Annotated in this window: 17 protein-coding genes; 14 read left to right on the plus strand and 3 right to left on the minus strand. The window is 64.3% G+C overall.

All coding sequences use genetic code 11. The features are described from left to right. Positions 1-6 precede the first annotated feature (6 nt). Genes lysA through LZC95_01605 form a run of 5 tightly spaced genes read left to right on the plus strand, consistent with a single transcriptional unit; the run spans position 7 to position 4111 of the window. Positions 7-1407 (plus strand): diaminopimelate decarboxylase, encoded by a 1401-nt coding sequence (gene lysA / locus LZC95_01585; GenBank protein ID WXA95533.1) that lies wholly within the window; start codon positions 7-9, stop codon positions 1405-1407. Continuing rightward, positions 1404-2675: a threonine synthase gene (gene thrC, locus LZC95_01590; protein WXA95534.1), complete on the plus strand. Its 1272-nt coding sequence runs from the start codon at positions 1404-1406 to the stop codon at positions 2673-2675. Before lysA ends, thrC begins: the two co-directional genes overlap by 4 nt. Continuing rightward, positions 2672-2983, plus strand: a complete 312-nt coding sequence (locus LZC95_01595; GenBank protein WXA95535.1) for an SMR family transporter — start codon at positions 2672-2674, stop codon at positions 2981-2983. Before thrC ends, LZC95_01595 begins: the two co-directional genes overlap by 4 nt. Before the next feature lie 13 nt (positions 2984-2996). Continuing rightward, positions 2997-3707 carry a helix-turn-helix transcriptional regulator gene (locus tag LZC95_01600; GenBank protein WXA95536.1) on the plus strand — a complete coding sequence of 237 codons (711 nt, stop codon included), beginning with the start codon at positions 2997-2999 and terminating at the stop codon, positions 3705-3707. A gap of 47 nt (positions 3708-3754) precedes the next feature. Beyond that, the gene (locus tag LZC95_01605) at positions 3755-4111 is read left to right on the plus strand and encodes a nuclear transport factor 2 family protein (protein WXA95537.1); all 357 of its coding nucleotides are present in this window, start codon (positions 3755-3757) and stop codon (positions 4109-4111) included. A 509-nt stretch (positions 4112-4620) separates the two neighbouring features. Here LZC95_01605 and LZC95_01610 read toward each other — a convergent pair. Continuing rightward, positions 4621-8673, minus strand: coding sequence for a protein kinase (locus LZC95_01610; GenBank protein WXA95538.1), 4053 nt, complete (start codon positions 8671-8673; stop codon positions 4621-4623). A 30-nt stretch (positions 8674-8703) separates the two neighbouring features. Here LZC95_01610 and LZC95_01615 point away from each other — a divergent pair, with 30 nt between their 5' ends. The 6 genes from LZC95_01615 (at position 8704) to LZC95_01640 (ending at position 16986) form a co-directional block, all read left to right on the plus strand. Further along, the gene (locus LZC95_01615; protein ID WXA95539.1) at positions 8704-10209 is read left to right on the plus strand and encodes a sigma 54-interacting transcriptional regulator; all 1506 of its coding nucleotides are present in this window, start codon (positions 8704-8706) and stop codon (positions 10207-10209) included. A 116-nt stretch (positions 10210-10325) separates the two neighbouring features. Then, positions 10326-12428, plus strand: coding sequence for a S9 family peptidase (locus LZC95_01620; protein WXA95540.1), 2103 nt, complete (start codon positions 10326-10328; stop codon positions 12426-12428). A gap of 134 nt (positions 12429-12562) precedes the next feature. After that, a complete protein-coding gene (locus LZC95_01625; protein WXA95541.1) occupies positions 12563-13825 on the plus strand; it encodes a hypothetical protein in 1263 nt (420 codons plus the stop codon). Positions 13826-13843: 18 nt separating this feature from the next. Then, complete coding sequence (locus LZC95_01630) at positions 13844-14545, plus strand: peroxiredoxin family protein (protein WXA95542.1); 702 nt, start codon at positions 13844-13846, stop codon at positions 14543-14545. Between the two features lie 21 nt (positions 14546-14566). After that, positions 14567-16036, plus strand: a complete 1470-nt coding sequence (locus LZC95_01635; protein WXA95543.1) for a multicopper oxidase domain-containing protein — start codon at positions 14567-14569, stop codon at positions 16034-16036. Further along, a complete protein-coding gene (locus tag LZC95_01640; protein ID WXA95544.1) occupies positions 16033-16986 on the plus strand; it encodes an MBL fold metallo-hydrolase in 954 nt (317 codons plus the stop codon). The genes LZC95_01635 and LZC95_01640 overlap by 4 nt, the downstream gene beginning before the upstream one ends. A gap of 141 nt (positions 16987-17127) precedes the next feature. Here the strand turns inward: LZC95_01640 and LZC95_01645 are convergent, their stop codons facing one another. Continuing rightward, positions 17128-19146, minus strand: a complete 2019-nt coding sequence (locus tag LZC95_01645; GenBank protein WXA95545.1) for a beta galactosidase jelly roll domain-containing protein — start codon at positions 19144-19146, stop codon at positions 17128-17130. A gap of 204 nt (positions 19147-19350) precedes the next feature. Here LZC95_01645 and LZC95_01650 point away from each other — a divergent pair, with 204 nt between their 5' ends. The 3 genes from LZC95_01650 (at position 19351) to LZC95_01660 (ending at position 22915) form a co-directional block, all read left to right on the plus strand. Beyond that, the gene (locus LZC95_01650; GenBank protein ID WXA95546.1) at positions 19351-19989 is read left to right on the plus strand and encodes a hypothetical protein; all 639 of its coding nucleotides are present in this window, start codon (positions 19351-19353) and stop codon (positions 19987-19989) included. Further along, on the plus strand, positions 19986-21275 hold the full coding sequence (locus LZC95_01655; GenBank protein WXA95547.1) for an MHS family MFS transporter: 1290 nt from the start codon (positions 19986-19988) through the stop codon (positions 21273-21275). Before LZC95_01650 ends, LZC95_01655 begins: the two co-directional genes overlap by 4 nt. 176 nt (positions 21276-21451) lie before the next feature. Continuing rightward, complete coding sequence (locus LZC95_01660; protein ID WXA95548.1) at positions 21452-22915, plus strand: hypothetical protein; 1464 nt, start codon at positions 21452-21454, stop codon at positions 22913-22915. A 63-nt stretch (positions 22916-22978) separates the two neighbouring features. Here the strand turns inward: LZC95_01660 and argS are convergent, their stop codons facing one another. Beyond that, on the minus strand, positions 22979-24715 hold the full coding sequence (gene argS, locus LZC95_01665; GenBank protein ID WXA95549.1) for an arginine--tRNA ligase: 1737 nt from the start codon (positions 24713-24715) through the stop codon (positions 22979-22981). Positions 24716-24763 lie beyond the last annotated feature (48 nt).

The raw sequence follows: 24763 nt of genomic DNA on the forward strand, positions 1-24763 counted from the left end.
CCCCTCATGATCCCAAATATCATTGCACCGTATCTCCAAGAGCACCACGGCGTGTTGCACGTCGGCGATCATTCGGTGATGGACCTGCGCGAGCGCTTTGGCTCGAATCTATTCGTGTTCTCCGAGTCGCAAATCACCGAAAACGTGCGCCACCTCCAGCGCGCCTATCAGGCGCACTATCCGCGATTTCGCATCATGTACGCGAGCAAGGCGTGCTCGAATCTGGAGATTCTGCGGCATATGGTATCCCTCGATTGCGGCATCGACGCCAACAGCGGTGGCGAGCTTTTCAAGGCTCGCCACATCGGCGTAAACCCCGAGCGCGTCGTCTACAACGGTACGTCCAAATCCGTCGACGAAGTCACCCAGGGCGTGCTCGCGGGCATTCGGGCCTTCAATGTCGATTCGATTTCGGAATTGAAGCGCATCGGGGACGTTGCCCGCCGACTCGGGCTCACCGCCAACGTCATGCCGCGGGTAATTCCGGGGGTGCTCGGCGGTACGGTGGCAGGCTTCGAGACGGGGCACGTGGGCTCGAAGTTCGGGATGCCCTTCGAAGATCTTCCCGAGGTGGCCCGGGTTCTCCGCGAGTACCCTTGTTTGAAGTTCCGAGGCTTCCACTGTCACGTCGGCTCGCAGGTCGTCCGCACGGAGGCCTTTTCCTCCGCCATGCGCAACGTGGTGGCGGAGATGGTGCGGTTTGGTCGCGAGACCGGATTCATGGCCGATACGATGAACATGGGCGGAGGCCTTCCCATCCCTCTGGTTCCCGAGGGGACGATGCCCGCGCATCGCGATGGAAGCCCGCTTCCCGAGGACGTGCAGGCGTTGATGCGCGGGACCATTTCGATTCCCGACGTGGCGGCGGAGACGGCGGCCGCTTGGAGGGCCGCGGGCGCGGATCCGGCGGATTTCGATGTTTTCATCGAGCCCGGTCGCAGCGTCATCGGCACGGCCGGTATTCTATTGAGCACCATCGAAGCAAGGAAAACGCGACCGGGCGGAGTGGATTGGCTGCTGAGCGATTGCGGCTTCAACACCATGCCAGAAACGCTTTGGTACGATTGGTATTACCATGTCGTAGCCGGGAATCGCGCCCGGGAGGCTGCCGATACCGCGTTTCGGCTGGGCGGCCCTCTCTGCGATACGGGGGATTCCCAGCATGACGAAACGGGGCGCGGGCGCCTGCCCAATGTCCGCTGGCTGCCCAAGAACACGCGAATTGGCGATTGCCTGGTGGTTCTCGGCACGGGTGCGTACTGCATCGAGCAACAAAGCAATTACAATGGCCGGCCCCGCGCGGCGGCCGTCATCGTTCGTTCGAACGGGGTGGTGGAGTGGATCACGCGGCGCGAGACCTACGAGGACCTGATCGCCCGCGATTTCGGGGCGAGGCGCGCGCCGTGAACTTGGAGCACGTGGTGGGCCTCGCGTGCTTGGAATCGGGCACGATGCACTCGCCGGACGTCCTCCGCTATGGCAGCCCGAATCCAACGAGCGAACTGGGATTTTCCCCGCTCGACGTCCGCTATGACTACGCGGTCGTGAAGCGCAAACTCGGTAGCGCGGAGGCCCTCGCGATGGCGCCGCTGATCATGCAGTCGTTCGCGCCGCTGCTACCGATTCCCGATGCGTCGTACCTGTCGACGCTTCTCGTGGGGGGCACGCCGCTTCTGCGCAGTTCGCGGCTGTCTCGCGAGCTCGGTGTGGAGCTGTTCGTCAAAGACGATTCGCGCAATCCGAGTGGCTCGTTGAAGGATCGGGCCTCGGCGCTGGCGGTTGCGCATGCAAGGTTCTTCCGACGCGACAAAATCGCGGTGGCGAGCACCGGCAATGCGGCGGCTTCGCTGGCGAGCCAAGCGGCTTCGGCGGGGCTCACGGCCATCGTCTTCGTGCCCGCGCAGGCGCCGATTGCCAAGATCATGCAGGCGGTGATGTACGGAAGTCGCGTCTACACCGTGAATGGCAACTACGATGCGGCCTACGAGGTCTGCCAGCGCGCGTGCGAGTGCTTCGGCTGGTACAACCGTTCGACGGGCTACAATCCATACATGACCGAGGGAAAGAAGACCGTCTCCTTCGAGATGGCCATCCAATTCGCACGACTCGCCGGCACCGGTGCACCGATGAGCGCGCCCGATGCCGTCTTCGTACCGGTGGGCGATGGGTGCATCGCGGGGGCCGTTCACAAGGGATTCGACGACCTCCTCCAACTGGGCTTCCTCGAACGAATGCCGCGCATCTACGGCGTTCAATCCGACAAGAGCGCAGCCATCCACCGGGCGTGGGTGCGCCAAGCTCCCATCCGAAAGGTGAACGCCACGAGTCGCGCCGACAGCATTTGCGCCGACATGCCTCGCGATGGCGCCAAGGCTCTTCGCGCCATCCGTGAGACCGGCGGCAGCTTCCTGGCCGTGTCCGATGGCCACATTTTGAAGGCCATCGTCGATCTCGCCCGCAAAGAAGGCATTTTCGTCGAGCCCGCGGCCGCGGCGTCGCTTGCCGGCTTGTGCAGCGCCCGCGCCCAAGGGTTGGTGCGCGACGGTGAGAAGGTGGTTCTGCTCCTCACCGGCTCCGGCTTGAAGGATCCGCTCGCCGGCGCGGAGCTGCTCGCCAAGCCCCTCCGCGTGTCGACCCTCGACGACGTGAAAAAGGTGGAGCACCTTTCGGCATGAATTTCCTTCTGCTGGTGGCCGCGTCGTTCTTGTTCGCCGTGGGCGGTCTCTTCATGAAGTACTCGCTCGGCCTGACGCGACTGGGCCCCACCGTGGTGGTGCTGCTCCTCTTCTGCATGGGGGCGGCATGCCAAACCGTGGCGATGAAGCACGAGGAAATGGGCGTTACCTACGTGGTCGTCCTCGGGCTCGAGGCGGTGGTGGCATTTGCCCTCAGCATTGGCGTACTGGGCGAATCGCTCTCGCCGCCAAAGTTGGGGGCGGTACTCTTGATCCTCGCCGGTATTGCTCTATTGAAATGGGTGTAGAGGAGTACACCCGTTGTTGCAGCAGATCTTGGACGAGATTCCCGCGTTTGCGGGGTACAAAGATCGCCAATCGGTATTCCTTTATGCCAACAAAGCTTATGCCGTTCTCATCGGATTACCGCATTCCGAGGACGTCGTCGGCCGCACGGATTTCGACATGCCCTGTGAGACGGTGGCATGTGCTCCGATGTTTCAGAAGCAAGATCAGGAAGTGCTGCGCTCACGCCAGCCGCTGCGAATCCTGGATGTGCATCGCTTCGCCGACGGCAAGTGGCGCGCATTTCTCGTGACGAAGACACCTCTTTTCGGAGGTTCTTCGGAGAACGACGAGCCCATCGGCACGATGTTTTACGGGGTGGACATCACGTCGCCGGGCATCATCGAGTTGGGCTCGGTGCTCGGCCGGATCCACGCGGGCGCGGATCCCAAAGCGCTGGTCGGTGCCGGGAGCCATCTCGTCGAAGGATTCTCGGCCGATACGGGCACCTTGACGCGTCGGGAGGCGGAGATCCTCTTTTTTCTTCTTCGCGGAAAGAGCGCGAAGGAGACCGCGGTCATTCTGTCGATGTCACGGCGCACGGTGGAGCAGCACATCGACAAAATGAAGCAAAAGCTCGGCGCGCGAAGCAAATTCGAGCTCATCGAGGTGGCCATCGAAGCGGGGTACATGCACCGCATCCCGGATTCGCTCTTCTCGAGGCAGCTGTCGATAACCTTGGGTTGAGCAATCCTGACACGATGCTGTCATCGCCCCTGGGTAGCGTCGGGGCCATGACAGAGAACATCGCAGCGAAGTTGGTGGCGACGTATTTCGAGTCCTGGCGGAGCAGGGATTTCGACACATTGCGGTCGATTCTCGCGGACGACGCGAACTTCGTCGGTCCATTGGGCACGGCGGAGACCGGGGATGCTTGCCGGCAGGGGCTCGAGGGTTTGTCGAAGATCACGACGGACATCGTGATCCGGAAGATGGTGACCGATGGCAACGACGTGATCACGTGGTTCGAGCTCCACACGACCCAGGCGCCACCCATGGCCGTCGCCAACTGGAGTCACATCGAGAACGGCAAGATCAAGCGAATCCGCGTGACCTTCGACCCACGCCCCCTCACGGGCGGGAAGAAATGAATGACCCTTTGGCGACGGTGGCGTTCGTTACAACCCGAAGAGCAGTGTCAGCAGTTCGTCGATGTTCTCCATCTCTTGGACTTCGGCGCGTCCAACACGGCAACGACCAGTGTGTGCAGGTCGAGCTCTCCACTCTGGAGAACGATGAAATTCGCTGGCTTGCCGCCGGAAAATCCGGTTGCCGACGGTGATTTTAGGATGTCCCCTTTTCGTGGCTCTCACTTGCACATCCGATCGAGGAGTTCATTCGCAAGTCGCAGGCGCTCACGCGTTTGTGGCGACATCTTCGCGAGTGCCCCGTTGAGAGCTCGAATTCGGTCCTCTCGAAGTGCGCGCAGCCGTAGTTCTCGACAATATTCCGCTTCCGAACGGTCGCCAGCAAGCTGGCGCAAAAGGGCCCGATCCTTGGCAGGGATGTTGAGATTGATGCGCTCCATGCATCCTATTCTAAGGATGCGCTAGCGGGATGCAGAAAGGTACATCCCTTGCGCAGGCAGCAGCTGTACCGCTCAGCGGCGAGACGTGATCCGCGCGAGAAGTTCCGCGTTCTCGGGGACCCCACTGAGGAAGCGCTCGCGATCCGCCGTGTCGTGGAACGTGGCGGCGCGTGCCATCAATCGAGCGTGCGCCTGCTGCAGTGCCTCCGTGGGGGACTCGCGGGTCTTGGCGTAGACGAGGCGGATGCGCGATTCGGCGTCTTCGAAGGTGCCGATGCTGGTCAGGATCTCGTGGGACGAAGTGGCGGCTTCGCGGGCTTCGTCGAGGCGGCCGCCGTCGAGTAGGACCTCGGCCAGCACCGCGAGGGCGTGCGCGCGGTAGGGCGGGGACGCGATCAGCGTGCCCGCGGCCTCGCGTGCCGTCGATTCGGCTTTTTCGAGCGCGCCCGCGGAGCGGTGCACGTGGGCCAGCGCGGTGAGCGCAAAGCCCGCGAGGACGCGGTTGTGCGAAACGAGGGATGTCGCCGCGATGCTCGCCTCGTGCGCGGCCTCGTCGAACAGACCACGCTGCGCGATCGCCAGGGCCAGGATGGCCCGTGCGGTGTCACCTGCGTAGGCGAGCCCGATGCGCTCGGTCAGCGGGATCATCTCGCGCATCATCTCCTCCGCGTCGCCGGCGGCGCCCGCGAGAAGCGTCGCATGGCCCCACCACGCGCGCGCCAAAAGCGCATTGCGCGTATCGCCCGCGCTCTCGAAGGACCGAACGCAGGCTTCGCCGAGTTCCTTGTAGCTGCAAGGATTTCCGCCCAAGAAGCGCGCGCACTGACGTTGCGCGAGGAGCGCCCAGCCCCACGCCACCGGATCGGCCTTCGTCGGCTCGTCGCAGAAGGAAAGGAGCCGCTGCAGGAAGGCGCCCGCCATCGGGTAAATCCCCAGCGCACACGCGAACGACACCACGAACGACGCGGGCATCACGTACGCCGCGCGCGCCTCGGGCAGCGGATCGATGCTCTGCAGCTCGCCGACGACCCCGGCCAGCGCCGGCACGTTGCCGTGGTGCGCGTGCACCACCAGCTTGCCGGCCATCGTTTTGCACCACAGCGCACTTCCGCGCGGCAAATTCGCCGATGCCTCGTCCAGCCATGGCGCGACCGGCTCGTGATCGTTGCGCCAGATGTACGTCTCGGCTTGCACCAGGCGAAGCGCCCCGAGGCGCTCGCCGGTGACACCTTTGGCGATGGCCCGCTCCGCATCGCGAAGCGCCGCGTCCAGGTGATTCGCCTCGAAAGCTTGCTCGGCCGCGCGGCACCACCAATCGAGCGCCCGAACCGGATCGCCGGCGAGCTCGTAGTGCTCGGCCAGGTACCCGGCGTCGTCCTCCCCGCTGCGTTCGAGCCACGCGCCTGCCACTCGATGCGCCGCCGCGCGATCCTCGTCCGTCAGCATGGCGTACGCCCCATCACGAAGCAGCGCATGCCGAAAGCCGTATTCGTCCTCGCCCGCGAATTTCCCGGCCCCGCGGCGCACGATGATCTCCTCCTCGAGCAGCAGCGACAGCTCGCGCGACAGCGTCGCCGCCCGCTGCTGTCCGCCGAGGAGCTCGGCCACGCCACCCCGCCAGAAGACCTCGCCGAACACACTCGCCGCGCGCAGCACGCGCCGGGTGCGCGGTTGCAGCCGCTCCAGATGCGTGTGCACCATCGCCAGAATCGTATCCGGCAGGCCCTCGTGGTTTTTGCCCTGTGCGATGGCCCGGATCAACTCCTCCAGATAAAAGGCATTGCCCTCCGCGCGTTCCACCAGGCGCGCAATCAACTCCGCGCCGACCTTTTCCCCCAACGCATCGCGCACGAAGCGCTCCGCCGCCGTTCGCGACAGCGGCGACAGAGAAATCTCCTGCATCTTGCGCCGCTGCCGCAGATCCGGAAATTGCTCGTGCACCTCCGGCCGCGCCAGCGCGAGCAGCATCCACGGGCGCGCGTGCAGATCGCGCAGCGCCTCGCCGAGGCACTGCACCGACGGAAGATCTGCCCAGTGCATGTCCTCGATGACCACGATGACCGAGCCCGACGCCGTCTCCGCGGCAAGCAGCTCCTGCCACGCCCGGCGGATCTGCTCGAACATCACCGACGGATCGCGCCGCGCGGCAGGAAGCTCGGGGCTCGCGTCGTCGGGGAACGGCACAGTGGCCAGCTCGCCCACGAACGCCGCCACCCGCGCGACATTCTTTCGCGGCACCCGCTCCGCCACGCGTGCCACGATCTTCTGCTGGCTCAATTGCGCAGGCTCCCCGCGCACCAGGCCCGCGTGCCGCCGCACGGCCGGTGCGAGCAGCGAAAACGGCGAGCCTTGTCGCATCGAATCGCCCGAACCGAGCCACACGCGCGTGTTCGGCGCACGCGCTTCCAGGCGATGGAGAAACTCTTCCCGTAATCGCGACTTGCCCATGCCCGCCGGCGCCGTGACCAACACGCTCTGCGCGGACTTCTCCGAGACGCACTCGTCGAACGTCGCATCCAGCAGCGAGAGCTCGCGCTCACGCCCCACGAACGCCGCAGGCCGGCCGAGCAACGTGCGCGCTGGCACGACGTGCTCCCGCTCGCCGTGCAGCTCCAGGTGGTCGCCCGTTCCGGCCACCTCGAACCGAGCATCGAGCAGCGCCGCCGTCACCTCGTCGATGCGTATGGGCAGCGACCGCAAGCTCGGGCGCGGCGTCGCTCCTGAACGCGGCATGCGACTCTCGGGCGGCCGATCGAGCTCGCGCTCGAAGAGCCGCGCCGCGCGCTCGATGGCTTCGTCGATCGTGTCCGGCCCCGTGCGCGTTCGCCCGAGCTCGCGCCTCCCCGTGGCCAGCGCCATCGGCACCCAAGGCATCGCCGCGCGCAGCACCAGCGCACACCGCGCCGCGCGCATGGCTTGATCCGTGGCCGCCGTCTCACTGGCCGCCGCCCACAGCGTCATCACCAGCGCGCCGTTGCCGAGCCGATCCACCTTGGCCCCAAAGGGCCGCACCAGATCGGCGAGCGCCACGGGATCGAGCACCGCCCGCCGGAAATCGCGCGAGTAGACCGCCACCAGATCTTCCGACGTGCCCAATGTCGATGCGTACGCCAGCGAAGCCTCCGCCGGCGGCGTGACCAGTGCCTTCGGATCCCACGTCACCGCTTCGCCGGCGACCACCACCGAGACCAGCCTTCGCTCCGCCTCCGTGATGACGGGCACGCGCATCATCGAGGGGGGCGCCATCGACATGAGCCCGCGGTGCGCACCGATCTCGCGCAGCTTCGCCAACACGGCGCCGCCATCGAGCGGACGCTCGCTCCGCTCCTTGGACAACATGGCCGCCACCAGAGCATCCAGCTCCTCGGGCACGTCGGGCAGGCGATCGCGAAGGCGCGGCGGCTCCTCGAGCACGATCTTCAGCAGCACGGCCAGCGCATGGTTCGCCACGAACGCCGGCTTGCCCGTGATGCACTCGAACATGAGGCAGCCCAGGGAAAACACGTCCGCGCGGGCATCGACTTTTTCGCCGCGAATCTGCTCGGGGGCCATGTAGCCCGGCGTGCCGATGACGCGGCCCGTGGCCGTGATGGTCGTGCGCGTGTTGGTCTCCAGGCGCGCGATGCCAAAATCGAGAAGGCGCAGCCCGCTGTCGCCTTCGCCCGAGGCCGGCCCCACGCCCTGCTCGCGGCGCAGAAGGAAGACGTTGCTCGGTTTGATGTCGCGGTGAATGACACCGTGTGCGTGGGCGTGAGCCAAGGCCTCGGCGAGGTGCCGGAAGATGCGCAGTGCCTCGTCGAGTTCGAGTCCGGTGTCCTCGTCGCGGTGCCATTGCAGTCGCGAGCCGAGGTCTTCCCCATCGAGCCACTCCATGGCGAGGTAGGGCTGGCCATCGGCGGTCAAGCCGTGCGCGACATACGAGACGATGCTCGGATGGCGAAGCTCCGAAAGAAGCGTGGCCTCCAGCATGAAGCGGCCCTCGCTATCCTCGCTTCGGCCCAGGACCTTCAGGGCCACCGGCGCGTTCGCTTGGAGATCGTGTGCAGAATACACGATTCCCATGCCACCCTTGCCGATCTCCCGGTCGATACGAAATCGCTCCGCGACGATGTCGCCTTGATGCACGGACGACGAGTATAGACGTAGGATAGCCTGGTGACCACGACGACACTGACGTCGACGGACGACTCCGAGCAGACGGGCAACGACGGTGCCCGCGAGCGCAAGGACGTCGGGTTCATCATCGTATGGTCGTCGTCCGAGCCGCATCGCGTGGGCGAGATTGCGCTGCTCACGAGCGAGAAGGACGTTTACGTGCTGGGGCGCAGCGACAAGCCGGAGCCGGGCCCGGGGGACGTGCGCCCGCGGGTGACCTTCTTCCGGCAGCGCCCCGGGGAGGTCACCCGGGCGGGCCCGCTCGAGTCCCAGCGGATTTCACGCGAGCAGCTCCAGGTGTGGCGCGAGCCCGGCGAAGCCGTTCTCCACGTGAAAAACGTCGGCCGGTGCCGTCTCTTCGGCGAGAGCGGCGACACCGAGGTGTCCGAGCTGAGCGTGCGCCCGGGCGATCTGCTCGAGCTGCGCGGGCAGGTCCTTCTCATGTGCGTGGAGCGCCTCGCGTGGGTTGGGCCCTCGGGTGCATTGCGCGCGTATCCGCCCTTCGAATTCGGCATGGCCGATGCGCATGGCATCGTCGGCGAGTCGCCCGAGGCGTGGCGCATGCGCGAAATCGTGGCCTTCGTGGCGAAGCGCGCGGGGCACGTGCTGGTGCGCGGCGATAGCGGCACCGGCAAGGAGCTGGTCGCGCGGGCGCTGCATGCTCTGTCGGATCGGCAGACGCGGGCCATGGTCTCGCGCAATGCGGCGACTTTGCCCGAGGGCCTCATCGACGCGGAGCTTTTCGGCAACGCGCGCAACTACCCCAACGCGGGCATGGAGGCGCGTGCGGGGCTCGTGGGCGAGGCGCACGAGTCGACCTTGTTTCTCGACGAGTTCGCGGAGTTGCCTTCGGGGCTGCAGGCGCATTTGCTTCGCGTGCTCGACGCGGGTGAGTACACGCGCCTGGGCGAGCCGCGCCCGCGCCGGGCGGACTTTCGCCTGATTGCGGCCACGAATCGGCCGCTCGCCGCGTTGAAGCAGGACGTGCTCGCGCGCCTTCCATTCCGCATCGAGCTCGCGGGCCTCGGCGAACGCCGCGAGGACATCCCGTTGCTTCTCGCCCATGTGTTGCGGAGCATCCACGCGAGCGATCCCGAAGCCGTTGCCCGCTTCATGGACGGCACCACGCCGCGCCTTTCTGCGGATCTCGTGAAGTCGCTGCTGCGCCACCCGTACACGACGCACGCGCGCGAACTTTCCACGTTGGTATGGCAATCCGTCATGTCGAGCCCCGGCGATCGCCTGGAGGTGCCCGAGGTGCTGGCCCGCGGCCCACGCAAAGAGGTGGACACCAGCCCCGATATCCGGCTGGACACCAGCACGGGCGAGCTGCCCGTGGCCGGCGGCGACGAGGATTCCCTGAGTCCCGCCCGCATCCAAGCTTGCCTCGACGCCCACAACGGGGTCATCGAACATGCCTGGCGCGCCCTTGGTCTGTCCAGCCGCCATGCCCTGGCACGCCTGATTCGAAAACACCGGCTCGAACTACGCCGATCTCCAAAGTAGAGTCGAGGTTTGCGGCACACCGCCCCCGTTCTTGCTTGCCGCGTGCATGGCCAGTTGCTGCAACTCGATTGTGCCAATATCGACGAAATTGCTGAGTTGTTGTAAAGAGGCGCACGATGCATATGCCGCGCCCTCTGCTACCTGTGTTCGCTTGCGCGCTGGCTGCCTGCGCCAGCACCTCCCCTACCGCCCCGCAGGCCCCTTCCGTCGACGTCGCGAGTCCGATTTTGCCCGAAGTGCGGGCGGCGGCCGCCGGACCGCACCACGCGTTCAACGTCGATGACATGCTCGCGATGGAGCGTCTCGAGCAGCTCGACGTGTCCCCCGACGGAAAGCTCGTCGTCTTCACGGTCTCCACCGCCGACGTGACGGCCAACAAGCGCCGCACGGATCTCTGGCTGGCCACCGTCGACGGCGCCTCGGTGCGCCGCCTCACCACGCACCCCGAGGGTGACTTCGGCGCGCGCTTCGCGCCCGATGGAAAGAGCATCTACTTCATCTCGCGGCGAAGCGGCTCCATGCAAGTGCATCGCCTCCCGCTCGAGGGCGGTGAGCCCAGCCAGGTCACCTCGCTGCCGCTGGACGTGGATTTCGCCATTCCGTTTCCGGACGGCAAGCGCCTCCTCATTGCGATGGAGGTCTACCCCGATGCGGCGACCGTCGAGGAGACGGCCAAGCGCGACGAGGCCAAGGCGAAGTCTCCCTCCAAGGTGATGGCCTTCGACCAAGCGATGTTCCGGCATTGGGACAAGTGGGACGATGGCAAGCGGTCGCACCTCTTCGTGTGGCGCCCCGACGGGCCGCCGATCGACCTGATGAAGGGCTCTCCTTACGATGCTCCGCCCGGGCCGTTCGGCGGTCCCGATCAAGTGACCATCTCCCCGGATGGACGCGCCGTCGTCTTCGCGTCGAAGCAGGTGGGCCGTGAGGCCGCGTGGTCGACGAACATCGATCTCTGGCGCGTTCCCACGGATGGAAGCGCGGCGCCGGTGTCCCTGACGTCGAAGAACCCGGCGGAGGATACGTCCCCGGTCTTTTCTCCCGATGGATCGAAGGTCGCTTATTTGGCGATGTCGCGTGCGGGCTTCGAGGCGGATCGCCGCCGCGTCGTCATCCTCGATTGGAAGAGCGGGCAATCGCGCGTGCTGACCGAGGCGTGGGATCGCTCGGTGGCCACGCTGACCTGGAGCCGCAACGGCAAGACGCTGTACGCGACGGCCGACAATCTTGGGCACCGAAGCCTCTTTGGGATTGCCGCAGACAGCGGAAAGGTGACCACCCTGGTGCAGGAGGGCACCGTGGCGGACGTGCAGGTTGCGGGCGATCGCCTGGTGTTCCTGCGCGATACGCTGACCAACCCGGCCGAGATTTGGGTCTCCGGGTTCGACGGGCGCACGCCGAAGCCGATTACGCACATCAACGATGCGCGCGTGGCCGCGATCGATTGGGGTGAGCCGCAGCAATTCACCTTCGATGGCGCCAAGGGCGAGAAGGTGCACGCGTGGATCGTGAAGCCGCACGGTGCGCGTGGTCCGGTGCCGGTGGCGATGCTGATTCACGGAGGACCGCAGAGCTCCTTCGGGAACCACTTCCACTACCGATGGAACCCGCAGATTTACGCGGGGCGCGGCTTCGGCGCGATCATGGTCGACTTCCACGGCTCGACCGGGTACGGCCAGGCCTTCACGGATGCCATTCGCAACGATTGGGGCGGGGCGCCGTACGAGGACATCATGAAGGGGCTGGACGCGGCGCTGGCCAAATATCCCTATTTGGATAAGTCCCGCATGGTGGCGCTCGGCGCCTCGTACGGCGGATTCATGATCAATTGGATCAACGGCAATACGGATCGCTTCAAGGCGCTCGTTTGCCACGACGGGAACCTCGACGAGACCACCGCGTACTTCGACACCGAGGAACTCTGGTTCCCGGAGTGGGAGCACGGAGGCACGCCGTGGGACAACCCCGAGGGCTACTCGAAGCATAGCCCGATGAAGCTGGTGAAAAACTGGAAGACCCCGACCATGGTCATCCACGGCGGCAAAGACTTCCGCGTGGTGGATACCCAAGGCATGTCCACCTTCACCGCCCTGCAGCGCCGCGGCGTCCCCTCGCGTTTCGTGTACTTCCCCGACGAGAACCACTGGGTTCTGAAGCCGCAAAACTCGAAACGCTGGCACGAAGAAGTGCTCGGCTGGATCGAGAAGTATTCGAAGTAGTCACAGGAAGACGGGAAGCAAAAAACTTCCCGTCTCCCCCTCGGAAACGACGCTCCGCGGAGTGCAGACGACGCACGGATAGAGTGCTGTAGGTGCACTGGAAGACATTCGGCACAGCGCCTAGCTTGAGCGCCGTGTGGAGCCGCATTCCAGCATTCCAACTCGCCTCGGCGGCATGTTTGCCGGCCATCGCCATCGCGTTCGCAGGAATCGGCAACCTTTGGCGCATGCACGATGCGCCATCGTATTCTTATGATCGTGACATCGCCCCGATCGTGAATCGCCGGTGTGTGCATTGCCATTCCTCGGACGGCCTTGCCGCGCGGCCGCGGCTCGACAGCTACGAAGCATTGTCGAAGGTGGGCGCGACGATGAAATACATGGTCCAAGCGCGCATGATGCCGCCGTGGATCGCGGAGAACAGCGGCACCTGTAGGACCTGGAACGATTCGTCGTGGCTCACCGACGGGGAGCTCTCGACGTTGGTTCATTGGCAAGAGCAGGGGATGCCGCGCGGCGATCCCACCGAGCCATTGGCGCTCGAGCGCAAAACCCTGCCGGAGCTCGGGCGCGCCGACGTGACTTTGGACACGGGCGCCGATTACGTGGCGGGGCTCGGGGCCAGCGCGTATCGATGTTTCGTGGTGGACCCGGGACTTTCGCGCGACCGTATGCTCACCGGCATTCGCGTCGAGTCCTCCGATCCGCGCATGGTTGCGCAAGTGACCATATTTTCCACGGCCTCCAGCGAGGCGGATGCCGAGGCCACGCGCCTCGATCAGGAGGACCTGGCCCCGGGCTATTCGTGTTACGGCTCGCCGCGATTGGATGCGGCGCGGCTCGTTGCGAGCTGGACGTGGGGGGCGCCGTCATTGCCATTCCCGGAAGGCACCGGATTGCGTCTCGCAGCCGGGCGCAAGATGGTGGTCCAGGTCCATTACAACGTGATCACGTCGGGGCTGGGGGTGGCCACACGGACGCGGGTCGATCTGAGACTCGATGACGTCGGGCAGGTTCGCGAGGCCTCTTTCGTGGCCCTTTCCGCGGGGGACATCGCGCTGGCCCCCGGGAAGGTCCACGTCGAGGCCGAGGGCGAACGCACGGTGGATCGCCCCGCCACCGTTCTCGCCGTCGCCCCGCAGATGCACACGCTAGGGCGAACGATGCAAATCGACCACGCCCACGGTGCGTCCCGCGATTGCGCCGCAAATTTCGATCATTGGAATTTCTACAGCCAACGCCTCTTCATTTACGAAAAGCCGCTGCGGCTCGAGCTGGGGGATCGGCTCGAAGTGACGTGTGTTTACAATACGGAATCGATGACACGCCCCGTGCATCGCGGCGAGACGATTCGCGATGAAGAATGTAAAGCCAATCTTTACATCGTTTCGAACTGATTCGTTTTCGGAAATTCAATGTCAACTCGACTCGCCTCCATGGCCGCAGGCACGCTGTTTCTTTGTGGCATGCCGCTCTACTTGGCGCTCGACCGCATGATGCTCCTGCCACCGTCGCTGCGGGATCGCCCTTGGCCGCTCGTGCTCTTCGTCCTCCTTGGCACTGCCGGCATTCTCGGAGCGGTTCGCTGGAGGGCCAACGTCGTCATGGGCGTCACGGTAACCTGTTTGCTCAACGTGGCCGCTCTGAGCTCTCTGGCACGCTCGCACGGACTTCCGCCGGTTCCACCAGGGCTTGCCCTCGGAACGAGTGTGCCGGCAGTCACGTTGCAGGACCAGAACGGCACCCCCATCGAATTGGACAAAACCAACAGGCCGCTCCTGCTGGTCGTTTTTCGCGGTGTCTGGTGCCCTTACTGCCGAAACGAACTGTCCCGACTTGCGCAACAGATCCCCCGTTTCTCGACGACCGGTGTCCGCGTGTACGGCGTCAGCGCGGACGAGCCCGATGCACTCGTTCGCTACCAACGCTCGTCCGAGCTTCCCTTCGCCTTGTTGTCGGATCCCGAGCAGAGGGTCACGCGCTCGTGCGGCGTTGCGATGCATTGCCTATTGTTGTTCGACCGAAATGGTGCGCTCCGGTGGGGAGTATTCAGCGAAAGCTGGCTCCGCCCGATCCGGTACGAGGACGTTTTACAAGCCGCGTATCGCCTTCCATAGATGCGCGAGAAAGGAATGGCCGTGAGCCTACATACGTTGGCACGCATATCGATTGGCGCGAGCCTGCTCGTAGCGAGCTTCGCCTCCGGATGCTCGGGGGCGAGCTCCAAACCCGACGAACCCGGCACGGAATCGAGCGCTCGAATGTCGTTCGCCGTCACGGCCGAGGGGCCGTTCATCAACCCACTGCGGATCCCGCCGACTTCGACGACCCACCATCTCACGATCCAGGCGGGCACCGCGCAGATGAAGCCGGGGAATCCGACCCCTATCGTGGGCTTCGACGGCATCTTTCCCGGGCCCACCCTGGTCGCCGAAAAGGGTAAAACGATGTCGGTGACGCAAACCAATGCGTGGAGCGAAAATGTGACCATCCACAACCATGGCCATAAAGTCGCTGCCGAAAGCGATGGTCACCCGGTCGAGTACATCGCGCCCAATTCGTCGAAGGTCTACACCTATCCCAACGACCAACGCGCGGGTACGTACTGGTACCACGATCACACGATGGATCTGACCGGTGCGCACGTCTACAACGGACTTGCCGGGTTCTACATCATCCACGATCCCGCCGAGGACGCGCTCAAACTCCCATCCGGCGAATACGATATCCCCTTGTTGCTCCAAGACAAGCAATTCGACGCGGACAATAACCTCGTGTACGTCGGCCAAGCCAACGGCTTTTTCGGCGACACGCCGGTGGTCAATGGCGTGGCCAATGCCGTCCACGGCGTGGCCAATCGCAAATACCGTTTTCGCTTGCTCAATGGTTCGGACATTCGCCTGTGGAACCTGCAGCTGCGCGCTGGGACGACCCCCCAGAGCTTCCAGGTCATTGCGTCCGATGGCGGGCTGCTCCAAGCGCCGGTCAGCACGACCAGCCTCTCGATTGCCCCGGGTGAGCGCTACGACATCGTCGTGGACTTCGCGCCCTACGCCGTGGGCACCGTACTTTCCTTGTTCAACACGGATGCCACGCCGCCGGCCATCGGGACCTTGATGCAATTCACGGTGGATCGAAGCGAAATGGATACCAGCACGGTCCCGAACGCGCTGTCGACGATCACGCGTTACACGGAGGCCGAATCGACGGGGTCGGACAATATTGCCTTCACGTTCGCGAACGGCAGTTGGCTGATGAATGGCCTTACGTACGATCCGGCGCGCATCGACGTTACCAATCCGCTCGACGCCGTCCGGATCTGGACATTGACCAACAACTCGGCCTTCGCGCACCCTTTCCACAAGCACCTGGTGCAGTTCAATGTCCTCGACGTCAATGGGCAGCCGCCGGCCGCCCAGGATATGGGCTTCAAGGACACCGTCCAGGTCCCGCCAAACGGCGGCACCGTGCGAATCATCTTCAAGAACGAAGGATTCACGGGCACCTACGTCTTTCATTGCCACAAGCTGGGACACGAAGACCACCGCATGATGCTTCAGGAAAGCGTTACGCCTTCGAGCGAAGTTGGGGACGAGGCCAGAAGATGATGAATCCGTACAAGAATGCCACCCTGGCCTTGCTCGTTGCGTTCAGCGCAGGTTCGTGCGCGACGGCTTCCTCGCACGATGCCGTCGGGTCGAGCGATGTGCCTGCACCTCCCTTCCAGGACGAGCTGCTTTCGGAAGAGACGGTGAGGGTGTCCGAACACGTTTGGGCGATCCTTGGATTTCCCAACATTGGTATCGCCGTCGGGAAGAATGCGACGCTGGTGGTGGACACGGGCCTGGGCCGGCGCAATGGAGCCACGGCGGCAAAGGTCGCGACGAAGCTCGCGCCGAGCAATCGCCTCGTCCTGACGACGACGCATTTTCACCCGGAGCACGCAGGTGGGGTGCTCGGGTTCCCGGCCGGCACCCTGTTGATTCGCAACAAGGTGCAGCAGGACGAGATGGATCGCCACGGTGAGGACATGATCCGGATGTTCGCGGGCCAGAACAATCAATGGAAATCGCTGCTTGCCGGCGAGCAGCTCCGGGCACCGGACGAGACCTTCGATCGGGAGCGAATCCTGGACCTCGGCGGTGGCGTGACGGCGCGCTTGCTCTGGCTGGGCCCAGCCCACACCCAAGGCGACGAACTGGTTTTCGTCGACCCGGACAAAACGCTGATTTCGGGTGATGTGGTTCAGAACAAGGTCGGACCGTTCATTTATGGCGAGGGCGGCACCCCCGCGAGCTGGATTGCAGCGGTCGACGAGGTTGCGAAACTCGGACCTCGCCACGTGGTTCCAGACCATAGCCCCATCGGAGATGGCTCACTCGTGGAGCAGGAGAAGTCGTTTCTCGTCGAGGTGAGGGATCGCGCCATGGCGCTCGAGCGGCAGGGGGAGGGCGCGCAGCCGGCAAGCCGGCAGATCCGGGCCGCGCTCAAGAAAAAGTATCCCGATTGGACCATCGACAACCTGACGGGTTTCGTGAAAGGCGTTTACGCGAAGTAATCCGCCTTCGAATACTTCAAGCTAGAAGAGAGAAATTTACATGAAGGCGGGAAGGCGGGAAGGTTTTTTAGTTTCCAATTAGTCATTGAGCCAATTGGAATCCAAAAAACTCCCCGTCTCCCCGCCTCCCTGTTCAATCAATCAGGGAGAGACCCTCCACGTCACCGTGTCCTTGTAGGTGACCCCAGCCTTGCTACCGGTTACCTCGACGAGATTGGCCCCGGGCGAGAGCGTCACGTTGGCCCAGGTGTACACGTGGTTGCTCGAGGTGACGGCGCTGCCCACGGCGTTGCCGTTGATGGTGAGGCGGGCGCTGTCGACGGTGCCGTAGACCTTGATGGTCGTCGTGGCGGCGGTGCGATCGGTCCAGCGGCGGCTCGTGATGTAGACGAAGGGGGTCGCTGTCCAATTGGCCTTGTACAGGTAGAACGCGTCTTTGCGCGTCGTGCGATCGTAGGTCACGAGACCCTTGTCGTTGCGCCCGTAGGTATCGCCCTCGCTGCGCTGATCGGCGGCGAAGTCGAACATGTTCCATACGTACGTGCCCCAGATGAATGGGCGCGCGGCGATCTGTGACCAATGCGACTCGTGGTAGATCGATTGGTACTCCTCCGGGTGCCAATCGGAGTCGGGAACCGGCTTGGGCGGATTCTCCGCATGCTGAACGATGCTCGCACCCGCACCGTATTCACTGATCCCGATGGTCCGCGACGGCTGGCTGCTATGCAGCCCGTCCGCCCACGGCGCAAAGTCGTTCGACGATGCGGAATACCAGCCATAATACTTGTTGAACCCCGTCGTCTCGGCGTGGGAAATCAACCCGCTCGTATTTCCCAAGTTGTGCGCGTACGTGGAAAGCCGGTCGGGATCCTCGCTGGTCACCGCGTCGGCGAGGCTCTGCAGAAGCGAATTCGTCGCCGCATCGTCGGTGCGCTGCTCGTTGCCGATGCCCCAAAAGACGATGGACGGATGATTGTAATTCTGCCGAATCAATTCACGCAGCTGCTGATCGGCATTCGCACGAAATGCTGCGCTGTCCGTGATGGCGTTCACCAGCGGGATCTCCGTCCAGATCACGTACCCGCGTTCATCGGCTAGATCGTACACCTTCTGATCCTGCTGATAGTGCGCGGTGCGAAGCGAGTTGACCCCCATTTCATCCATCAAATCGAAATCCTGCACATGCTCGACGTCGCCCAGCGCCCAGCCCTTGTCGAGCCGGTCTTGGTGTCGATTCACCCCGTGCAGCGCCAGGTGGTTCCCATTGAGGGAAAATCCCGTATTTGCATTGACTCCGAAGGTGCGCAGTCCGAGCGGCTGCGTCACCGCGTCGGCCACGACACCGGTGTCAATGTCGACGAGCTCCACCGTCGCCTTGTACGAATACGGATCGGTGCGCCCATTCCAGCGCCGCGGGTGCGTGATGGTCACGGTTTGCGTCACCTGATCGCCCGTCTTGGTCGCCAAGGTTCGCGTGGCCGTGCTCGAATCCGCGACCACCGCGCCCGCGGCATCCGTCACCACCGTGCGCGTCTTCAGGCGGCGGGTGCGTGCGCTGTTGTTCCACGTCTTGGTCGTCACATCGACGGTCGCCGAGTCCGCGCCCACACTGCGCTGCCGCAGGTACACGCCGGGACCCGAGTAGTCGAGCATGCGAATCGACAATTCGTCGGTGACCTCGAGGCTCACGTGCCGGTAGATGCCCCCGAAGAACGTGAAGTCCGCATTGAGCGGCGCGATATTGACATTGGCCGCGTTGCTCACCTTCACCGCGATGACATTGTCGGTGCCGAGGCGTAAGGCCGCTGTCGCATCGAACCGAAAGCGTGCGAACCCGCCCTGGTGCTGGCCCAGGTGCGTGCCATTCACCCAGACGTCCGTTACGGTATTGACGCCGTCGAACTGCAGCCAAAGCTTCTTCCCCGCGAGGCTCGCATCGGCTATGAAATGACGCCGGTACCATCCGATGCCGCGGTAGTAATCATTGTTGCCGTCCTGTCCATCCTTGGCATTCCACGTATGCGGTGTGTTGACGGATGACCAGGCCGCATCGTCGAACTGCGGCGACTGCGCATTGGAAGCATCCGCGCGCAGAAACCGCCAGCCGGCATCCAAGGCGATGTGCCGGCGCACAGCGGGCGCAGCATAATTCGATGACATCAAACCTTCTTCGATGGGTTCTCCAGAATTAACCGTGCCATCCGACGAGGATGCGCAGCCCGTCAGGAGCACTCCCGATAGGGCTGCATACGTTCGCCACAATCGCGCCATGTCGATCCCTCCGTTCGTTGGCCTGCAAGTTAGCCGGCGAAGTGCGACTTCGTCGCGGGAATTGCGGCTCAGATGAGATATACTTCATGGATCGTGGCCGACACTTGGCAATACAAGCCGCTCTCGGTTCGCGAATTCGCTCTTGGCCAAGGGCCCTTTCGCGTGCGTGGCCTCGCCTACACCACCACGCTCGCGTACATCGAAAAGAAGGTTCCCGGCGGCCGTCCGGCGGTATGGGCTGCACTCGCGGGCGATCCCTTCGCGCCATTTTTCGAGCAAATTTTCCTGCTGGGAAGTGACTACGACATCTCACCGTACGTTCGGCTCGCTGAGATCGTTTCCCGGATCGAAGGTATCCCGATCGGTCGCTTCATCGAAGAGCGCGCGCGGTGGGCGGCGCGTGCCACCACCCAGAGGCTATGGCGTCATCTCCTCCACGCGCGCGCGCCCGAGCCCATGGCGGAGCGGCTTCACCTCGCGTTCAACCGGTACTTCCAGCCGTGCGCGTCGAAGACGACGTTGGTGCCACCCGCGCGCCTCGAGGGAGAGCTCACCAAGCTGCCCAAGCCCATGGATGGCCTCTTCGTGCGGGCCACCGCCGGCTTCGTGGCGGGCGCCTTGGAAATCGTCGGCGCGCGCTCGGTGAAGGTCGACTTCGACGCACCGCGGCCCGACGGTCTGCTCTCCGGTGTTCCGCTCGAGCGTGTACGATTCGTCGCCACGTGGAAATGACGAAATCCGGATTTGCCAAAGTCGTGGGCGCCGGCGTCGCCGGGACCACCATCGAGTTTTACGACTTCTTCGTCTATGGCTCGGCGGCGGCGATTGTCTTCAACAAAGTATTCTTTCCCAACACCGAGCCACTCGTGGGCGCCCTGTTGGCCTTGACCACCTACGCCATGGGCTTTCTCGCGCGCCCGCTCGGCGGTGTCATCTTCGGGCACTTCGGCGATCGCCTTGGCCGGCGCCGCACCTTGATGGTGAGCTTGATCCTCATGGGCGTTGCCACGGTGGCCATTGGCCTCGTGCCGAGTTACGCGACCATCGGCATCGCCGCGCCCATCGTGCTCACGCTCTTGCGCCTCGTGCAGGGCCTCGCCCTCGGCGGCGAGTGGGGCGGCGCCGTGTTTCTCATTGCCGAGCACGGACACGATCGGCATCGCGGCTTTTGGAGCAGCTGGCCCCAGACCGGTGGCCCGCTGGGCAATCTGGTGGCCACCGGCGTGCTCTCGCTAATGAGCACCACGGTGACCGACGCGCAATTTCTCCAATGGGGTTGGCGCATTCCCTTTCTCGCGTCGGCGCTGTTGGTCCTCGTCGGGCTTTGGCTGCGCCACGCGGTCGAAGAGTCGCCCATTTTCGTCGAGCTCCAGGCCAAGGCCAAAAACACCAAAAAGCATGCACCATTGCGCACCGTCCTCGCGCGCCACAAACGCGCGGTGGTCCTCGCGGCCATGGCCGCGGTGGGCGAGAAGGCCAGCTATTACACCTTCAGCATTTTCCTTCTGACGTATTTGACCGAGGTGCTTCACCGCCCCAAGCAAATCGGACTTACCGCCGTGCTGATCGCCTCCGCCTTCCAGGCCGCGGGCATGTTGCTCGGCGGCTGGGCCAGCGACGTCGTGGGGCGGCGCCGCATCAATATCGTCCTCGTGGTGCTGCTGGCCGCGTGGGCATGGATCGGATTGCCCCGGGTCGACGAGGGCACGTTCGGCGCAGTGTTGTGTGTGGTCCTCGTCGGACTTGTCCTTCACGGCCTTTTGACCGGAGCGCAATCGGCCTTCTTCGCCGAGCTGTTCCCGAGCACCGTGCGCTACACCGGCGCGTCGCTTGGCTACCAATTGGCATCCGTCGTCGGAGGCTCGGCGGTACCGCTGCTCGGCGTCGCGTTGCTACGGCGCTACCATTCGACGGCGCCCATTGCGTGGCTGCTCATGGGCACACTCTCCTTGACGTTTCTCGCATTCATCTTCGCGGGGGAAACTCGCAAGTACGATTTGCGAACGATTGCCGACTGAATCCCTCACGCTCCCACGTGCGACGTCGGTCGGTGCCTGCTGTCGCCGTCAAAAAAATAGAGGGCCGTCGTTTTCCTGACCAAGAGTCAACAGCGAGGGCCATGGGGAAGATGAGGCAACACCGCGAGCGCGGAGATCCGCAGCGCGCGTCAACTACTACACAATGGAGGCCTGCCATGAGGAAGCTGGCGAGGACATGGGGCATGGTTGCGTTGATTCTCGGGACGAGTTTGGGCATGGGCTGCTCGTCCGGAGATTCCGAGAATACCGGGAAAGACGATTCGGCCCTTTCGACGATTTCAGGGCACGTCACCGCGCAGGGATCGGGGAGCGTGGGTGCGGGGTTGGCAGGGCAGGGCACACTAGGGGTTACGAAGTCGGTCCGAGCGTCGGCTTTCGCCGATGGCAAATTTTCCGTGGTGGCCAATGCATCTTTGGACGCCAATGGTTCCTATTCGCTCAGCGTACCGGCCAATTTGAAGGCCGATATCGTGCTCGTCGAGGCGCTCGATGCGTCGGGTAAGGTCGTGGGGTCCGCCATTTTGGAGGCGACGGCGCACGTGGCCGGTGGGGCCGTGATCGCGGCGCCCATTTCGACGGAAAGCTCGATCGAAGCCAAGGCGCTCGCCGACCTCGCGGTCTCCGGATCCATCTCCGGCGAGGCATGCGTGTCGCTGGCGGCCGAATTGCACGGGTTCGTCGATGCCACCGTGGAGGCTCAGATTGCGGCGGCGGCCAATGCGGGCATCAGCGTGGATGCCCTGGTGCATTCCGTGGCCAAAGCCGCCTTCATCGCCCATTCGGCCCACGCGCGCGCGCTGGCCAATGCGCACGCGAGCCTCGATGCGCACGCCGTGGCGCAGGCCCGAATCGATGCAGCGGCCAGCTTGAGCAAATCCCTCGACGCCACCATCGGCCTCGATGCGCAAGGTGCGGCGACCGCGTCGCTCCAGGCCAACATCGATTTCAATGCCAGCGTCGACGCCGCCATCGCTGCTTCGGTGGCGGCCGACGTGCACGCGAATGCCAAGGCGGCTGCGGCACTCGCCTTCAACGCCGCATTCTCCGCGTCGCTCGAGGCGAGCATCGACGCGCACGCCGACGTGAAGGTCGAGGCGAAGAAGAGCATTTTCCTCTCCGTGCAAAAGTCGGCCAAGCTCGAGGCGGATGCGACGGTTCGCACCATTCTCGATGCCCTCGTCACCAAGAAGGCCCCGGCGGCCTCCATCGCCATCGTGGAAAGCGCGGCCCTGAAGCTGCAGACGGACATCAACGTGGCCGTCGACGCGCAGGCCATCGTGAAAGCGCGGGCGGAGTTCCTCGCGAAGATCAACTCGAATTGCAACTTGGGGTTCCTCGGATTCGCCTTGGATCTGGCCCTGAGCATCCAGGCGAGCTTCGAGGCGGCCATCGGCTTCTGCCTGCAGGTGCAGGCGGGGGTGGGCGTCGACCTCAACGCCTCGCTCGAAGTGGTGAAGAGCATCGCCGTCGATCTCGACAAGGGCAAAATCGATATCGACGCACGACTCAATGCCGCCTTCGACGGTGTCGTTTCGGGCTACTTGAAGGTGTCCAATTCGTGCCCCAACGGCGGTGGCGGAAGCAAATTCACGCCCGTTCCGCGGAATCCGGTGCACTAGCAAACCGACGTTCGGTGGGCGCGCGCCAGAATGCGCGCGCCCAATGGGTTGCTCCCGTAAATGCTACATCCGATCGGGAACCGAAATACCGAGTAGCCCGAGCCCGAGGTGCAACGTGCGCGCGGTCAGCTCCGCCAACGCGAGGCGGGACGCGCGCACGGTGCCCTCACTGGATAGGATGGGGCACTTTTCGTAGAACGACGTAAAGGACGTGGCGAGCTCGTACAAATAGCTCGTGAGCCGGTGCGGCTCCAGCGTGGTTTCCACCGCATCGACGGCGGCGCCGAGGCCCAAAAGGTTCAGCACCAAGGTGCGCTCGGCAGCGTCCGCGGTGGCGGGCAGCTCCACGGGCCCGAGCTCCACGCCGGCATCCAACTTGCGGAACACCGAGCGGATGCGAGCATGTGCATACTGCAAATATCCGCACGTGTTCCCATCGAACGAGACCATGCGGTTCACGTCGAAGACGTAATCCTTCACGCGGTCGTTGGAGAGATCGGCATATTTGAGCGAACCCACGCCCACCATGCGCGCGACCTTGGTGCGCGTCTCCGCATCGAGGTCGGGCGCCTTGGTTTCGAGTACGGCCTCTGCGCGCGCGACGGCCTCGGAAATGAGGTCGACCAGGCGCACCGAGTCTCCCTCGCGGGTGCGCAGCATGCGCCGATCGGCACCGAGCACCGAGCCGAAGGCCACGTGCTCCGCGCGGGCGGGCGGTTTCAACCACCCGAGTTCGCGCGCGGCCGTGAACACCATGCTGAAGTGCTGCGTCTGCGGTGCACCCACGACGTAGAGAAGCCGCGTCGCCTCGACGTCGAAAAGCCGATAACGGATGGCCGCGAGATCCGTGGTGGCGTATCCGAAGCCTCCATCCGACTTGCGGACGATGAGCGGAAGAGGCTCTTTGTCTTTGTTGGTGAACCCTGCAGGGAAAACACAGAGGGCGCCATTGTCCTCGCGCGCGTAGCCGCGCTCTTGCAGCTCGGCCACCAGCGGAACGAGGCGGTCGTTGTACATGCTTTCCCCCGCCACGTCGCGGTCCTGCAGAGTGATGTCCAAGGCCGCGTAGATCGTCTCGAAATAGCGCTTCGAGATGTCCACCAGGGTGCGCCATCGTTCGAGCGTCTCCGCGTCGCCCGCTTGCAACGCCACCACGCGACGCCGTGAGCGCTCGGCAAAGGCGGGGTCGTCATCGAACTTGCGCCGCGCTTCCTTGTAGAAGGCCGTCAGGTCGGATACTTCGTAATCGCCGGCGGATGGTTGCCCTTGGCGATCGAGCAGGTGCTCGATGAGCATGCCGAACGGCGTTCCCCAGTCGCCGACGTGATTCTGCCGGATGACCGTGTGCCCGCGAAACTCGAGCAGCCGCGCCAGCGCATCGCCCAGGACCGTGCTTCGCAGATGCCCGACGTGCATCTCCTTGGCGACGTTGGGCGCGGAGTAATCGATGGTGATGCGCTCCGGCGTGTTCGCACGGGCCACCCCGAGCCGGGGATCGCGCAGGCGCTCGGTCGCGGCCTTGACGAGCCACGACGAGGCGAACGTGACGTTGATGAAGCCGGGTCCGGCAATCTCCACCCGTTCGACGAGATCGTTCGGCGGTAGGGCCGCGACGAGGCTCTCCGCCACCGCGCGCGGCGCCTTCCGCACGCGCTTCGCGAGCCCGAGCGCGAGATCCGCCTGCGCATCGGCATGTTGGCCGCGGCGCACCTGCGGATCCACATCGGCATATTCGGGCCCCAGCGCAGCCACCGCAGCATCGCGAACCAAGCTTTTCAGCACTTCCAACGGGTCGAGCATCTTCCGCGTTGGTATATCGCGATTGGCGCACCGCGGCCGGCCGATTTC

Source organism: Sorangiineae bacterium MSr12523 (genome assembly GCA_037157775.1).
GTDB lineage: Bacteria > Myxococcota_A > Polyangia > Polyangiales > Polyangiaceae > Pendulispora > Pendulispora brunnea.